Genomic DNA, 14,357 nt, shown 5'->3' with positions numbered 1-14,357 from the left:
TTTTTATTTTAAATGATATTAAGCATATTCAATACTACTACCAAAAACATTGCCACACCTACAACCAAGCTAAATCCAGTTCCGTAAATAAATCCTATAAAAGCCCCTTTGGTGGATTTTAAAGCCTTATTCATGTCTTTGCTGTCGTGAAGTAATTCACCAATAAAAACTCCTGCAAACATTCCGATCAGGAAACCTAGTGGAATAGGTAAAAACATCCCGACAATGGTTCCGATTATCGAACCAATGCTTCCCCAACGTGTCCCACCATATTTTTGATTGGTTTTGGCTGGAATTACATAACTTAAAACTACAGAAGCTGCCGTAAGAATCCCGAAAGCCCAAATATAGATCATCGGCAGATCAGCGTCTGTCCCGAATTTGTAGATCAATAACCCACAAAGACTTAATAATAATCCCGGTAAAACAGGAAGGAAAGTTCCCAGGATTCCGAGGAATAATAAAACAAGACAGAGAATATTAATTAATGTTGTATCCATTCTTAAAATTATACATGCAAGATAAAAAAAAGTGACCTTAAAAAAGCCACCTTTCAATATAAGTTAAAAATTTACTATAAGTTTAAGATTACATATTGTAGAATTACGCCGGCATTTCCAATGTTTCCTGAAGCATGATTATGGAAAGTAGTGTAATAAATATATCCACTGGTTGAAGATCCTGAGCAAGGACCTACGGTTGCTCCTAATGCAACCAGATAAGGAACTAGTACTTGAGGAACTGAAAGGCTGATCTGGATATTTCCCGGTAGTGTAATACAAACGGTTACAAATGTTGAATTTGGAGCGTTTCCTATCGGAGTATTCGGAACTCCTGTTGCTGTAAAATGATTGGTTCTGATCATCAAAGCATCATTTGATGAAGTTTCTTTAACTAAAACTTCCCAATATGCTGGATCATAGTTAATTATTTTCTGCCATGCACCTAGATCATAGTTGATATTCAATGTATTGAATCCCAACGCTGTTGTAAGTCCGGTATTATTTACCGTAGCGCCTACCATACCTACACTTCCGGTATTTTTAGAGCATAATTTTGTATCGGGAACAAATCCTCCTGCAAGCGAACAGTTATTGGTATTAGTTGTTCCGCCCACCAAGTAAGCAACGTCCCAGTCTGAAGCATAAATACTTCCTCCATTAGCAACAAAGGTGGCTAAATTAGTATCAATTACAGTATAAAGTCCCGGATTTGAAGAGTAGTTATTTCTTGATCCACAGTTAAGAAATATGATGTCATACTGTGCAACGGTAGTCAGGTTAGCAAGATCGTTATTGGTGATTTCGGTGGCGGTATAGCCTAAAGTCTGAATAATATCTTCAATTTTATCATACGTTCCTTTTACATAAGCGATTTTTGCAACCTGATTCAGTTTGGTTTGACTGGCGTCGAGATTTAAAGTTTCATTATCTTTTACAATTGCGGAAATTTCTGTACGGAAATTACTGCCATTACCTGTCTGAATATGAATGGTATAATTTCCAACCGGAGCTTCCAGCGTGAAGTTACCATCTGCGTCAGAAGTGGTGTAATAGATTTTATACTTGTCATCAAAAGTAAAAACTGAAGCACCTCCAATAGGTTTGGTTCCGTTTTGTGACATGACTTTTCCGGTAAGTTTTCCTGTTTTTACAATTGCAGGGCCAACGTTTTCGGAAACTATTGCAGAATCATCTCCTCCTGCACAATTTGTTAAAAGTGTGAATACACACAACAAAATAAATAAGTAGTGTTTTCTCATATGTAATTGATTTTGATTTGGTTAGTTTTTGTCAAATTTAATAAATAATTAAATATAAAATCATAAAATGTGATAAATTTTTAATATAATTTATTTTTAATGATGGTTTTTGGCGAATTTTCTATTTATTGATCAAAGTTTAAGAGGATTTAGTAATTTTTAAAATAACAATTGATAATTTTTATTAAATATTTAAAAAGAAATCATTTTGGGATGAAAATTGATAGAGAAGTTTTAATTAAAATCAACCTTAAATTTCTTAAATTTGCTGTAAATGAAAGACGAAATACAAGATACCAAAGATTTTTTACAGGATATTAGTGATACAATTCACTATTTCGTTAGAGATCATGTTCCTAGTGATTTGGCGCTTACCTGTCAGATTGTTCTTAAATTTATCTTTTTGGCAGGTCTTGTTTTTGCTATAGATTTCATTTTTAAATTTTTTGTTAATACAATTATCAAACAGTTTTTTGATAAAGAAAAGTACCCCATTATAAAATCTATTTATCAGTCTAGGATCACCAACTCTGTTGTACATCTAGGGGCCTTGAATTTTGCTGGATATGCTTTATTTTCAGTTTTTTACAGACATCCTAAAAGCTTTACACTACTTGAGGTTATTGTTAATCTTGCCATTATTTTTGTCATCGCCGGAATGCTTTTCAGAGCATTAACAGCTTTCAGAAACTACTTCGTGATCAAGCAGGATTTTTACAAAATAATGGCTCTAAATGCTATTTCGGAATCGGTAAAGATTTTTGGAATTTTTATCCTTACGGTTATCGGTATCTGTACTATTTTCGGAATTAAAGGTGGAACAATATTAGGAAGTTTAGGAGCTATAACAGCAGTTTTGGTATTGGTTTTCAGAGATACTATCTTAGGATTTGTAACAGGACTTCATGTGGCAACTTCTAAAAGTATGAAAGTAGGCGATTGGATCGGGATTCCTAAATATAATATTGAAGGAAATATTTCTGATATTAGCCTTCTGACAACGAAAATTACCAATTTCGACAAAACGATTTCTACGATTCCTACATATGATTTACTGACGACTGAGATCAAAAATCTTCAGGTAATGTCGGAATCCAATACAAGAAGAATTAAAAAATCAATTTATTTTAACATCAATTCTTTTAAATTTTTAAATGATGAAGAAATTGAGCGTCTAAAGGATATTAATTTAATTTCAGATTATCTGGAATCTAAGATTGTTGAATTAAGAAAAGAAAAAGAAAGCATTGAGCATAAAGACAAGATCATCAATGGAAGACAGCTTACCAATATTGGTGTTTTCAGGCATTATGCCCAAAAATATATTGAACATGATCCCGATGTCGATCAAAACGGAACAAGAATGGTTCGCCAGTTAGAAATTACTCCGCAAGGTCTGCCATTGGAAATTTATTGTTTTGCCAATGATTCTAAATGGGAAAGGTTTGAGCAGATTCAGGCTGATATTTTTGACCATTTATTGGTGGCTTCGAAAGAATTTGATCTGCAGGTAATGCAGGTGAGTGTAAAAGTGTGATAAAGAGAAGTTAGAGATTAGAAGCTGGAAATTAGTTTTTAACTCTAACTTTTTAATTTAAAATAAAATAATAAGAAATTAGATTTAAGTAGAAAATTTTATGCAATCATGTAAACTAATTTCTAAAATCTAACTTCTAATATCTAGATTTAAAAATGACAAAATTAAGTGTAAACATTAATAAAATTGCAACGATAAGAAATGCAAGAGGAGGCGAAACGCCAAGTGTAACGGAAGCTGCAATTAAAATTCAGGAGTTTGGCGGACAGGGAATTACCATCCATCCAAGACCCGATGAAAGACATATCACAAGAAAAGATGTTTATGATCTGAAGCCTTTGGTGACGACAGAATTTAATATTGAAGGAAATCCGCACAGAGAATTTATTGATATGGTGTTGGAAGTAAAACCTGAGCAGGTAACATTAGTTCCTGACGCAGATGATGCTATTACTTCAAATGCAGGCTGGGACACCAAAAAGCACTTAGATTTTCTTACAGAAATCATTGCTGAGTTTAAAAATGCAGGAATCCGTACTTCTGTTTTTCTTGATCCGACACCCGAATTGGTAGAATATGCTGCAAAAACAGGAGCAGATAGAATAGAATTATACACAGAAGCTTATGCTAAAAATTATTTATTGAATAAAGAGCAGGCTATAAAACCTTACTACGATACAGCAGTTGTCGCTACAGAATTTGGTTTAGGTATCAATGCTGGACACGATTTAAGCTTAGAAAATTTAAAATATTTTGCAGATAACATTCCTAATTTATTGGAAGTTTCCATCGGTCATGCTTTGGTTTCCGAAGCGTTGTACATGGGAATGGAAAATACAATTCAGGCATATTTGAAGAGATTGGCAAAATGGGATAATTAGAAATGAGAGGCTACAAATTAGAAGTTAGTATTTCAGTGTATTTTACTAATATCTAGTTTCTAACTTCTAACATCTTATAAAAAAACTATGGAAATTCTACATTCAAAAATATTTGGCGAAAATCTTTCGTCTACACCGCTTTTGGTTTTTCACGGATTGTTCGGAATGCTCGACAACTGGGGAAGCTTTGGAAAGGATCTTGGCGAGCAGTTGCCTGTTCATCTAATTGACCTTAGAAATCATGGAAGAAGCTTTCATTCCGAGGGAATGTCTCATGATGATTTAGCTGATGATATTGCTAATTATATGAGTCATTATGGAATTAAAAAAGCTCATATTTTAGGTCATTCTCTGGGCGGAAAAGCGGTAATGCAGTTCGCTATAAGGTATCATGAAAAAGTTGATAAATTAATTGTGGTTGATATTTCTCCGAAAGCATATCCTCCACATCATCAGGGGATTATCAAAGCATTGGAAACAGTTGATTTTAATACAGTAAACTCCCGAAATGAGGTTGAGGCTGTTTTAACTCAATATATTCCCGAAAAATCTACCATTCAGTTTTTGGCTAAAAATTTATATTGGGATGATGATAAAAAGCTGAGCTGGAGATTTAACCTTAAAACGTTAGCTGAAAAATACACAGAATTTGTTTCAAACGCTATCAAATTTGGTGTTTTTGAAGGAGAAACATTATTTATTTCAGGTGAAAAATCCAATTATATTCTTCCTCAGGATGAGTTTGGGATCAAGCAGCAATTTCCAAAAGCTAAAATTGTGACTGTGAAAAATGCCGGACATTGGGTTCAGGCAGAAAATCCTGTTGATTTTGCGAATGTTGTTAGAGGATTTTTAGGTTTAGATTAATTTATTTCTCAAATTATTGAATTTGTGTTAAAATTTTATTAAATCTGATATTTATTTCTCTCTGTATTGAATTTTTTGTACTTTAGTTTTATCAAATAACTAATAATATCAACTTATGAAACAGAAAAATTCAAAAAAACCGTTTTTTGCTTCGTTTTTAGAGAAACAAGTTAAGAATCCGGAAAAAGTAAACGGAGGTCAGGAAATAACAACAGCTCTTGAAGATTCTGTTACAATTCCTACAAAAGACAATGTGACATCTGCACTTTCGGATAGTGTTACAAAGCCCGGATTAGACCATGTAACCATGAAGTATCCTTCTGATGGCGATGATTCTGTTGAATAATTAAAACTAATACCAAATTCAAAAACCATGAAAAACAAAAAATTAAAAAAACCGTTTTTTGCCTCTTTTCTAGAGAAGCAAATCAATAATTCTGAAAAGATAAAAGGAGGAGCTGTTACTTCTGTGCTTGTGGATAATGTGACATCAGCACTTCAGGACACTGTTACAAAGCCGGGGTATGATAATGTAACAATGAAATATCCGTCTGACGGCGACGAAACAGGTGAAGCTTCATAAGTTTCAATCAATCATTATCTTAACCTTAAATTGAAAGAATTATGAAAAACAAGAATTTAAAAAAGCCATTTTTTGCATCATTTTTAGAGAAGCAAATTCAGGATCCTCAAACGGTAAAAGGAGGAGCAATAACGACTGCACTTCAGGATTCTCCAACAACATCAGTTCTAAGAGATACAGTTACCAATAGACAAAATGATCAGGTAACAATGAAATATCCTTCTGATAGCGACGAAACAGGAGAACTAGATTAAGATTTTTGTATTCCTGCGAAATATTTCAACCAAAACAATAATTATAATGAAAAACGAAAATTCAAAAAAGAAGCCATTTTTTGCATCATTTTTAGAAAAACAACTTAAAGATCCTGAAACGGTAAAAGGTGGTACTGACATCACAATTCCGGAAAGAGATACGGTTACAAAACCAGTATTAGATACCGTTACAAAGCCTCAATATGACATGGCTCAGACTCAGAAATATCCTTCTGATGGAGACGATGATGCTCCAAGTGTATAAAAAATGAGTTGTTTTTATAATTAAAACATATTAACAAAATCATATTTAAAAGGGAACTTAAACTTTAAGTTTCCTTTTTTAATAAAACATGGCAAATGATTCTCTGTATTACCCATTCCAACGATTTTTATAATATCGATCTCTTTTTTGACTATCTGAGATCAAAAAATATCCCTTATTTCAGGCTTAATTCTGATCATCTTAATGATTTTCAGAAAATCAGTATCAATCAAGATTCATTTGAACTGACTGATGAGTTTGGAAATGTTCTTAACTCTAAAGATATACAAGCGGTATGGCATAGAAAATCATGGAGAATCACCATTCCTGATGATCTTGATGAAGATTATGAGAAAATTTTCCTGAAAGAATACGGAAGCCTTCGTTACAATCTTTTTACAGTTTTGGAAGATCTTCCGTGGATCAATCCCTATGAATCTGAAAATAAGATTGATGGGAACAAAATGTATCAGCTTAAAATTGCTCAAAAGTTTGATTTAACCATTCCAAAAACGCTTTTTTCTAATGACGAAGAAAAAATTCTAAGCTTTTTCCACGAAAACTGCAATGGCAAGGCTATAGCAAAACTTCATGGTGTGATTACAAAATCGATGAATGGGGAAAATTTTCTTTCAACAACCATTATTGATGAAAATAATTTAGAACACATTGCTGATATTGCGTATTGTCCGATGATCTTTCAGCCATATATCGAAAAAGAATATGAACTGAGAATTGTTTATGTAGATGGTGAGTTTTTCACAGGTAAAATTAATAACAGTGAAAATACCGACTGGAGAGTTATTCAGGAAGGTTTTCTCTGGTCAGAATATGATCTTCCGGAAGAAATTAAAACAAATCTGACTTCAATGATGAAAGAAATGAAATTGTATCTTGGAGCGATCGATATGATCAAAGGAAAAGATGGGAAATACTATTTTCTCGAAGTAAATCCGCAGGGAGAGTGGGGGATGTTGCAAAAAGAACTTAATTTTCCCATTGCAGAAAGAATCGCCGATAACCTTATAAAAAGAATAAAATAACCAATGAATAAAATTTTAATAATTACGCATACTGGAGATAATTTTTCAATCGAAAAAGTCACAGAATATATTGAGAAAAATAACTGTGAAGTGATCCGTTTTGATGTCGATTTATATCCTTTACAAAATAAATTATCCACTATTTTTCAAGACGGAGAATGGGTGAGTTTTCTTGAAACTGCTGATGCTAAAATTCGTCTGGATGATGTTGCAGCGGTTTGGTACAGAAGAGCTTACAATATCGGAAACGGTTTGAAAGAAGAAATGGATTCTAAGTTTTACGGAGCCGCAATGGGCGAAATCCGCAATACACTTTTCGGGTTTCTGGAGTCTTTTGACTGCTATTCTTTAGGAAAACCAAGCGTTTACAGAAGATTAGACAGCAAAGAAGAACAACTTAAAATTGCAGACAAAATTGGTTTAAAAATTCCTGCAACTTGCTTAACCAACAATCCTGAAGAAGCAAAACAGTTTATTATAAAACATAAGAACGTTGTAGCAAAAATGCAGACCGGATTTGCCATTTATGAAGACGGAGTTGAAAGTGTAGTTTTCACGAATGTTGTTAAGGAAGATAAATTTGAAGAATTAGAGTCACTTTTATACTGTCCGATGCAGTTTCAGAAAATGATTCAAAAGAAAAGGGAACTTCGTGTAACCGTTGTTGGTCGGGATGTTTACGCTTTTGAAATTGATTCTCAACAATTCGAAGATGCCAAAGTTGACTGGAGAAAAGATGGAGTTAATTTAATTGATAAATGGCTTCCAACTGAACTTCCGAAAGATGTTGAACAAAAAGTTTTAGAGCTTTTAGATGTTTACAACGTTGATTATGGCGCACTAGACATCATCGTTTCTCCTGAAGATGATTATTATTTTATTGAAATCAACGCCGCAGGAGAGTTTTTCTGGCTAGATAACCTTACAGAAGGAAATCTTATTTCTAAAAGTATTGCAGATGTATTGTGTGATAAAGCGCCAAGAAGAGATAATATGGTTTTAGCTTAAACTTTTGAACACAAAAATCACAAATTAATTCCACGAATTACACAAGAGTTTTATATCAATAGGAACGGGCTTTAGCCCGTTTTCTTATTTTTATATTGTTGGAAAATCGCAAAGGCGCAAATTATAATTAAAATTTCTTCTTTAAGGCGCAAAGATTTTATCTCCGATAAAATTTAGGAATGTATAATTACTAGAATATAACGCTTGCTGAAAATCTCGTATTTTCTTGCGTCTTAAAACAGTCTGAAAAATAAAAATCTTTGTGTCTTTGCGATTCTCCAACAAGATATTCTCCAATAAAATTTACACAAATTCACTAATTAAATAGGAAACTAGATCGAAATTGTCCTTTAAAAATCGCAAATTTGCAGATACAATTTTTAAGTGATTTTTATTAAAACCAAGAATTGCCGAATAAAAAATATTGTCATAATTTAGTCAACAATCAAGTAGAAATATAATTGATGGTTTTTGTAACGGGTGCCACCGGAATTTTAGGCAGAGTAATCGTTTTAGAGCTTCTTAAAAAAGGCAAAAACGTTCGTGCTGCGAAAAGACCTACAAGCAATATAAAAGAAGTAAAACATTCGTATACATTTTATACGGGAAGCCCTGACGATTTTTTTAATAAAATTGAATGGACCGATGTAGATTTTGATGATATCAATTCTCTTCAGGATGCTTTAAAAGGAGTAGATGAGGTTTATCACTGTGCTGCAAAGGTAAGTTTTAACCCAAAATATGAGAAAGAGATGTACCATGTTAATATTAAGGGTACAGAAAATCTCTTATTTGCATGTGAAGGTTCTGACGTTAAGAAATTTTTACATGTAAGTTCTATTGCCGTTTTAGATGGTTTTAATGAAAAAGGAGAATTGGACGAAGAGTCTGATTTTAATCCTAAAATAGAACATTCTGCCTATGCAATTTCCAAGCATTTATCTGAAATGGAAGTCTGGAGAGCATCCGCCGAAGGTTTAAATACAATTATCATCAATCCAGGAATCATTATCGGTTCAGGAAACTGGAGCCAAAGCAGTGGAAAACTTTTTTCTACTTTTGAAAATAATGGTTTTACATTTTCAGGAGGTACATGTTATGTTGATGTGTTGGATGTTGCAAAAATTGCCATTGAATTAATGGAAAAGAATATTTTCGGAGAACGTTTTATTCTTATTTCTGAAAATAAAAAATATGCTGATATTGGAAATTATATCAGAAAGAAAGCAGGTCTAAAAGATGCTAAAATCTTATCCAACACACAATTGAATTTGGGGAGATGGATGAACATTTTTTTAGGATGGTTAATTCCACAATTAAAAATGGCGACCAGAACTAATATTGAAGCAGTGACTGCAATGAATACAATTTCCAATCAAAAAATTAAAGAAAAGCTGAATTATCAGTTCATTCCCGTACAGGAAAGTGTTGATTTTCATCTTAATAATTATAGTAACGACAAAAAAGCTGAATAAATAAATGAATCTTGCAGAGGCAATTATCAATAAAAATGTAACAAAGCATCCCATAAAATCAGCTATTGGTTTTAAGAAAAAAGAAGGCTGGAAGGAATTGAGCTGGAAGAAATTCGGTGAAATGATCTTCAAAACAGCCAATGCTCTGAAGAATGCAGGAATTCAGGAAAATGATAAAGTCGCGATCTACTCAGACAATTCTTCTGAGTGGATGATCTTTGATTTGGCTGCAATATCTATCGGAGCCATCACGGTTCCTATTTATTCTACAAACAACGCTGAACAGGCAGAATATATCATTAATGATTCTCAGGCTAAAATTATTTTGGTGGGAGATCAGGCGCAATATGACGCTTGTCTGGATATTTTACATAAAGAAGAAAATACTCTTCAAACAATTATCATTTCTAAAAAAGCAGTCTGGATCAAAAAAGAATTCAGCAGTTTTTATCTGGAAGATTTTATTGCAAAAGCTTCCTCAAAACTAGAGATTTCTAAAAAGGAATATGAAGATGTAGCCACTTTGATCTACACTTCAGGAACTACAGGAACGCCAAAAGGAGTAATGCTGACGCACGGAAATTTCATCAAAGCTTTCGATGCTCATTTTGAATTTTTTAAATTTAAAAATTTCGAAGAAGAGCTTTCTTTAGCATTTTTACCTTTAAGTCACGTTTTCGAAAGATGCTGGAGTTTGCTTTGTTTGTATGGCGGAGCAAGAGTATATTTCCTGGAAGATCCAAAGAATATCGCAAAAGCATTGGAAGAGGTAAAACCTACGATGATGTGCGCCGTTCCGAGATTTTTCCAGAAAGTGTATGCCGGAGTATTAGAAAAAGCCGATGAAGGTTCATCATTGAAAAAGAAGATCTTTAATTGGGCTTTAGAAACAGGAAAGCAAACCGGAGAATTGAAACAGCATGAAAAGCCGATTCCTTTTGGATTAAAACTAAAAGAATCTGTTGCGGATATGTTGGTTTTCAGTAAAATCAAAGAAAAAATGGGTGGCCGACTTTGGTTCTTGCCTTGTGGCGGAGCATCATTGTCTCCTGAAGTTACAAAATTCTTTGAATCAGTTGGAATTCACGTTACGGTTGGGTATGGTTTGACAGAAACTACTGCAACTTTGACGCTTTTCCCTTTAACAAATTTCGAGCATGCAACAAGCGGAAAACCTTTACCGGGAGTTGAGATTCGAATCGGAGAAAATGATGAAATTCAGGCGAAAGGAAACGGTATCATGAAAGGATACTATAACAAGCCGGAAGAAACTCAAAAAGTTTTCACAGAAGACGGTTGGTTTAAAACAGGTGATGCCGGAAAGATTGACGATGCTGGAAATTTGATCATTACAGACAGGATCAAAGATTTAATGAAAACTTCCAACGGGAAATATATCGCGCCACAGCAGATCGAGAATCTTTTGACTAATAATAATTATATAAGTCAGATTGTTTTGATCGCAGAAGGAAGACAGTTTGTTTCTGCTTTGATTGTTCCTAATTTTGAGTTTCTGCAAGATTATATAAAGAAAAATAACATTCCATTCACCAACTGGGAAGAATTGGTGAAAAAAGACGAAATTATTCGTTTATATAAAGATAAAATTGCTGAACTGGAACATGATCTGTCTGATTTCGAAAAGGTAAAGAAATTCACTCTGATGCCTGCAGAATTCGACATCAACACAGGCGAGATCACGCCAACTTTAAAGGTGAAGAGAAATGTAGTTCTTAAAAAATATGCAGATATTATTGAGAAAATGTATTAGTGACTGTCATTCTGAGGAACGAAGAAATCTATAATATTTTTTTATATTTGACTTAATTGAGATTCTTTCATTCCACTTCGTTTCATTCAGAATGACAAGAGAATATTTTAAATTAAATTATGACAACACAAGAATTTTTAGGAAAAGAAGACTTTACGATAAGCTCGCAAACAGTTTCAGAAAGCTGTCCATCAAATATTGCCTTAATAAAATATTGGGGGAAATATGACAATCAGATTCCTGCAAATCCGAGTATCAGTTATACTTTAAATCATTGTAAAACCAATACTACAGTAGAATTTTTAGCTGGAGAACCATTTTCTGTACAAACTTTTTTAGCAGGAAATGAAGAAGTAAAATTTGCTGAAAAAATTGAAAAATACTTTAAAAATATCGAACAGTATTTGCCTTGGATCTTGGAAGGTAAATATATCATCAGAACAGAAAATACATTCCCACACAGTTCAGGAATTGCAAGTTCAGCTTCAGGATTTGGAGCAATTGCAAAGTGTTTAATGAAATTGGATGAAGTTTTTTCAGAGAAAACTTCGGATGAAGAATCATTAAAAAAAGCGTCATTTTTGGCTAGATTAGGGAGCGGAAGCGCTTGCAGAAGTCTTTACAACGGATTGGTTGTTTGGGGACAATCTCAGGTTAGAGGTAGTTCAGATCTATATGCTGTACAATATTCGGATGATGAAATTCATGAGATTTTCAAGGATTTTAATGACTGGGTTCTGCTGATTCATGAAGGCCAGAAAACGGTTTCCTCGACGGTTGGACACGGTTTGATGAATACAAATCCGTATGCAGAAAGAAGATTTCAGGAAGCAAGAGAAAATTTTATTCCGATGATTGAGATCTTAAAAACGGGTGACTTGCAAAGCTTTATCAAATTAGTTGAGCACGAAGCTCTTACGCTTCACGCAATGATGATGATGAGCGATCCTGCTTTTATTTTAATGAAGGTCGGAACATTGGAAGTAATCAACAAGATCTGGGATTTCAGAAGAGAAACTAATTTACCTTTATTCTTTACATTGGATGCAGGTGCAAACGTTCATCTTTTATTCCCGAATGATGGTTCAGAAGAAAAAATTAAATATTTTATTGAATCTGAATTATTACAACACACCCAAAACAATGGAGTAGTGAAGGATGTCATGAAGTTTTAATCAAGATAAAAATATATTAAATATATCAATAGTAACGGGCTTTAGCCCGTTTTTGTTGTATAGAAATGAATTGACTTTAGTCAAAACATATTTAAATCAATCCTCAGTCACAACCGCATCACGTTCTCCATCCTCTTCTTTTCCTTCCTGAATCATTTCTTCAGCTTGGATTTTCTCCTCAGTAGTTGCCTCCTCAACTCTTTCTTCCTGCTCATCGTTATGATGATCTATAAAAAATTCGCAGTAAACCGGAAGATGGTCAGAACCAAAATTCTCCAAAGTGGTAAGTTTTTCAATAAAAATATCTTCACTATGAAACATCAGGTCAATCGGAAATCTCAGCATACGGTATTTTGCATGAAAAGTTGAAACAAAAGCACGACCAATCCTTGGATCAATCAAATGGCTTGTTTTTCTAAACAGAATAGACGATTTTGACCATGCAACATTATTAAAATCTCCCACAACAATTATAGGCTTATCAATTTTTGTTACACGTTTTGCAGTACTCAGCAGGTCGCCGTCTCTTTCTTTTGAAGTTTCCTCTTCGGTAGGACTTGGTGGAGGCGGATGAACACCAAAAAAGACAAATGAAAATCCGTCTTTAGTAGTTAAGTGAACTTCAATACTCGGAATATCATCAGCCACAAAATAATGGGTTTTTGCGTCCTTTATTTCAATTTTGGAATAAAAATGCATCCCATAGGTATTTTCCAGTGTTACTTTATGCTGATACGGATAATCCTTTTCCAAAGGCTGCATTGCTTTTTCCCAATCTCCATTACTTTCCATTGTCAGAAAGATTTCAGGATTGTATTTTTCTATTAATTTGATAAATCTGCTGTATTCTGTATTGAATTGATACACATTCGCTGAAATAAAATGTACTTTTTGAGATGATTTCTGCTGTCTCGAAGGTTTCTTTATCGGATAAAGCGAAGTATACTTGATCAAAATAACACCATGATGAACAAACATTAATCCTAAAAGCCCTTGAAAATACCAAAAATACTCTGAATGAGAATCTACCAAAAACCCCAAAATAAATGTAATGACAATAAAATATGTGATCTGGATTTTACCAAATTCGGGCACCCTAAATATCCAATGTGAATTTTGAATTTTAGGCAATAGCGTTAAAAGGAGCAACAGCGCAACCAGAATAAGATAAGCATTCCACATATTTCTTGAAATAAAGTGATAAAAGTAAGATTTTACTTTTTAAATTAATGTTAAGTTTATATTTTATTTTTCCTATTTTTATTGATTAGATTAAATCAAAATAAAATGAACAAAATACTTGCTGTCACTTTATTTTTAAGCAGTTTCTGTTTCTCTCAAAATAATCCGAATCAGGATGTTGAAAAACCGATCCGAAATTTATTTCTTGGTATGAAAAATGCAGATCAGGAGTCGTTAAAATCAGCTTTTTGGGAAACGGCCATTCTTCAGTCCATTGCAAAAGACGGAACGGTAAAAACGGAGAATATCACTGATTTTATTTCTTCAATTTCCAAAGCTTCAAAAGATGATCTTGATGAAAGAATAACCATCGAATCTATTCATATTGATGGAAATCTGGCGAGTGTTTTTACACCGTATCAGTTTTATTATAAAGGAAAATTCTTACATTGTGGAGCGAATAGTTTTCAATTGGTAAAGCAAAATAATGTCTGGAAAATTCAATATTTAATTGATACCAGAAGAAAGGAAAACTGCGAAAATTCGAAATAAAT

Annotated in this window: 16 protein-coding genes; 13 read left to right on the top strand and 3 right to left on the bottom strand. The window is 33.4% G+C overall.

Going from position 1 to position 14,357, the window contains the following annotated elements; all coding sequences use genetic code 11:
* Positions 1 to 8 precede the first annotated feature (8 nt).
* Entirely contained in the window at positions 9 to 500 is a 492-nt protein-coding gene (locus tag EG348_RS00730) for a DUF456 domain-containing protein (RefSeq protein WP_123979754.1), read from the bottom strand.
* Positions 501 to 574: 74 nt separating this feature from the next.
* Positions 575 to 1,762 (bottom strand): carboxypeptidase-like regulatory domain-containing protein, encoded by a 1,188-nt coding sequence (locus tag EG348_RS00725; RefSeq protein ID WP_123979752.1) that lies wholly within the window; start codon positions 1,760 to 1,762, stop codon positions 575 to 577.
* 274 nt (positions 1,763 to 2,036) lie between these two features.
* Here EG348_RS00725 and EG348_RS00720 point away from each other — a divergent pair, with 274 nt between their 5' ends.
* From EG348_RS00720 to EG348_RS00665, 12 genes are all read left to right on the top strand, one after another.
* A complete protein-coding gene (locus EG348_RS00720) occupies positions 2,037 to 3,299 on the top strand; it encodes a mechanosensitive ion channel family protein (protein ID WP_123979749.1) in 1,263 nt (420 codons plus the stop codon).
* A 155-nt stretch (positions 3,300 to 3,454) separates the two neighbouring features.
* Positions 3,455 to 4,180, top strand: coding sequence for a pyridoxine 5'-phosphate synthase (locus EG348_RS00715; protein WP_123979747.1), 726 nt, complete (start codon positions 3,455 to 3,457; stop codon positions 4,178 to 4,180).
* 87 nt (positions 4,181 to 4,267) lie between these two features.
* On the top strand, positions 4,268 to 5,047 hold the full coding sequence (locus tag EG348_RS00710; RefSeq protein WP_123979745.1) for an alpha/beta fold hydrolase: 780 nt from the start codon (positions 4,268 to 4,270) through the stop codon (positions 5,045 to 5,047).
* A gap of 115 nt (positions 5,048 to 5,162) precedes the next feature.
* Positions 5,163 to 5,393 (top strand): microviridin/marinostatin family tricyclic proteinase inhibitor, encoded by a 231-nt coding sequence (locus tag EG348_RS00705; RefSeq protein WP_066756407.1) that lies wholly within the window; start codon positions 5,163 to 5,165, stop codon positions 5,391 to 5,393.
* 27 nt (positions 5,394 to 5,420) lie between these two features.
* Complete coding sequence (locus tag EG348_RS00700; protein ID WP_066756410.1) at positions 5,421 to 5,630, top strand: microviridin/marinostatin family tricyclic proteinase inhibitor; 210 nt, start codon at positions 5,421 to 5,423, stop codon at positions 5,628 to 5,630.
* A 41-nt stretch (positions 5,631 to 5,671) separates the two neighbouring features.
* Positions 5,672 to 5,884 (top strand): microviridin/marinostatin family tricyclic proteinase inhibitor, encoded by a 213-nt coding sequence (locus EG348_RS00695; protein ID WP_123979743.1) that lies wholly within the window; start codon positions 5,672 to 5,674, stop codon positions 5,882 to 5,884.
* Between the two features lie 46 nt (positions 5,885 to 5,930).
* Positions 5,931 to 6,149: a microviridin/marinostatin family tricyclic proteinase inhibitor gene (locus EG348_RS00690; protein ID WP_066756415.1), complete on the top strand. Its 219-nt coding sequence runs from the start codon at positions 5,931 to 5,933 to the stop codon at positions 6,147 to 6,149.
* A 95-nt stretch (positions 6,150 to 6,244) separates the two neighbouring features.
* Positions 6,245 to 7,192 (top strand): MvdC/MvdD family ATP grasp protein, encoded by a 948-nt coding sequence (locus EG348_RS00685; RefSeq protein WP_123979742.1) that lies wholly within the window; start codon positions 6,245 to 6,247, stop codon positions 7,190 to 7,192.
* A 3-nt stretch (positions 7,193 to 7,195) separates the two neighbouring features.
* The gene (locus EG348_RS00680) at positions 7,196 to 8,200 is read left to right on the top strand and encodes an MvdD family ATP-grasp ribosomal peptide maturase (RefSeq protein WP_072409882.1); all 1,005 of its coding nucleotides are present in this window, start codon (positions 7,196 to 7,198) and stop codon (positions 8,198 to 8,200) included.
* Positions 8,201 to 8,664: 464 nt separating this feature from the next.
* The gene (locus tag EG348_RS00675; RefSeq protein ID WP_123979740.1) at positions 8,665 to 9,675 is read left to right on the top strand and encodes an NAD-dependent epimerase/dehydratase family protein; all 1,011 of its coding nucleotides are present in this window, start codon (positions 8,665 to 8,667) and stop codon (positions 9,673 to 9,675) included.
* 4 nt (positions 9,676 to 9,679) lie between these two features.
* Complete coding sequence (locus EG348_RS00670; protein WP_123979738.1) at positions 9,680 to 11,446, top strand: AMP-dependent synthetase/ligase; 1,767 nt, start codon at positions 9,680 to 9,682, stop codon at positions 11,444 to 11,446.
* A 119-nt stretch (positions 11,447 to 11,565) separates the two neighbouring features.
* Positions 11,566 to 12,621 carry a diphosphomevalonate/mevalonate 3,5-bisphosphate decarboxylase family protein gene (locus EG348_RS00665; RefSeq protein ID WP_123979736.1) on the top strand — a complete coding sequence of 352 codons (1,056 nt, stop codon included), beginning with the start codon at positions 11,566 to 11,568 and terminating at the stop codon, positions 12,619 to 12,621.
* A gap of 96 nt (positions 12,622 to 12,717) precedes the next feature.
* Here EG348_RS00665 and EG348_RS00660 read toward each other — a convergent pair whose 3' ends face one another.
* On the bottom strand, positions 12,718 to 13,803 hold the full coding sequence (locus EG348_RS00660) for an endonuclease/exonuclease/phosphatase family protein (protein WP_123979734.1): 1,086 nt from the start codon (positions 13,801 to 13,803) through the stop codon (positions 12,718 to 12,720).
* 105 nt (positions 13,804 to 13,908) lie between these two features.
* Here EG348_RS00660 and EG348_RS00655 point away from each other — a divergent pair, with 105 nt between their 5' ends.
* Positions 13,909 to 14,355, top strand: coding sequence for a nuclear transport factor 2 family protein (locus EG348_RS00655; RefSeq protein WP_123979732.1), 447 nt, complete (start codon positions 13,909 to 13,911; stop codon positions 14,353 to 14,355).
* The last annotated feature ends 2 nt before the right edge of the window (positions 14,356 to 14,357 follow it).

Source organism: Chryseobacterium sp. G0201, assembly GCF_003815655.1.
Taxonomy (GTDB): Bacteria; Bacteroidota; Bacteroidia; order Flavobacteriales; family Weeksellaceae; genus Chryseobacterium.
This window is presented reverse-complemented; position numbering and strand designations above follow the sequence as displayed.

Coding starts and splice junctions, on each gene's coding strand:
- EG348_RS00730 (WP_123979754.1), bottom strand. CDS start 500: ATGGATACAACATTAATTAATATTCTCTGTCTTGTTTTATTATTCCTC.
- EG348_RS00725 (WP_123979752.1), bottom strand. CDS start 1,762: ATGAGAAAACACTACTTATTTATTTTGTTGTGTGTATTCACACTTTTA.
- EG348_RS00720 (WP_123979749.1), top strand. CDS start 2,037: ATGAAAGACGAAATACAAGATACCAAAGATTTTTTACAGGATATTAGT.
- EG348_RS00715 (WP_123979747.1), top strand. CDS start 3,455: ATGACAAAATTAAGTGTAAACATTAATAAAATTGCAACGATAAGAAAT.
- EG348_RS00710 (WP_123979745.1), top strand. CDS start 4,268: ATGGAAATTCTACATTCAAAAATATTTGGCGAAAATCTTTCGTCTACA.
- EG348_RS00705 (WP_066756407.1), top strand. CDS start 5,163: ATGAAACAGAAAAATTCAAAAAAACCGTTTTTTGCTTCGTTTTTAGAG.
- EG348_RS00700 (WP_066756410.1), top strand. CDS start 5,421: ATGAAAAACAAAAAATTAAAAAAACCGTTTTTTGCCTCTTTTCTAGAG.
- EG348_RS00695 (WP_123979743.1), top strand. CDS start 5,672: ATGAAAAACAAGAATTTAAAAAAGCCATTTTTTGCATCATTTTTAGAG.
- EG348_RS00690 (WP_066756415.1), top strand. CDS start 5,931: ATGAAAAACGAAAATTCAAAAAAGAAGCCATTTTTTGCATCATTTTTA.
- EG348_RS00685 (WP_123979742.1), top strand. CDS start 6,245: ATGATTCTCTGTATTACCCATTCCAACGATTTTTATAATATCGATCTC.
- EG348_RS00680 (WP_072409882.1), top strand. CDS start 7,196: ATGAATAAAATTTTAATAATTACGCATACTGGAGATAATTTTTCAATC.
- EG348_RS00675 (WP_123979740.1), top strand. CDS start 8,665: ATGGTTTTTGTAACGGGTGCCACCGGAATTTTAGGCAGAGTAATCGTT.
- EG348_RS00670 (WP_123979738.1), top strand. CDS start 9,680: ATGAATCTTGCAGAGGCAATTATCAATAAAAATGTAACAAAGCATCCC.
- EG348_RS00665 (WP_123979736.1), top strand. CDS start 11,566: ATGACAACACAAGAATTTTTAGGAAAAGAAGACTTTACGATAAGCTCG.
- EG348_RS00660 (WP_123979734.1), bottom strand. CDS start 13,803: ATGTGGAATGCTTATCTTATTCTGGTTGCGCTGTTGCTCCTTTTAACG.
- EG348_RS00655 (WP_123979732.1), top strand. CDS start 13,909: ATGAACAAAATACTTGCTGTCACTTTATTTTTAAGCAGTTTCTGTTTC.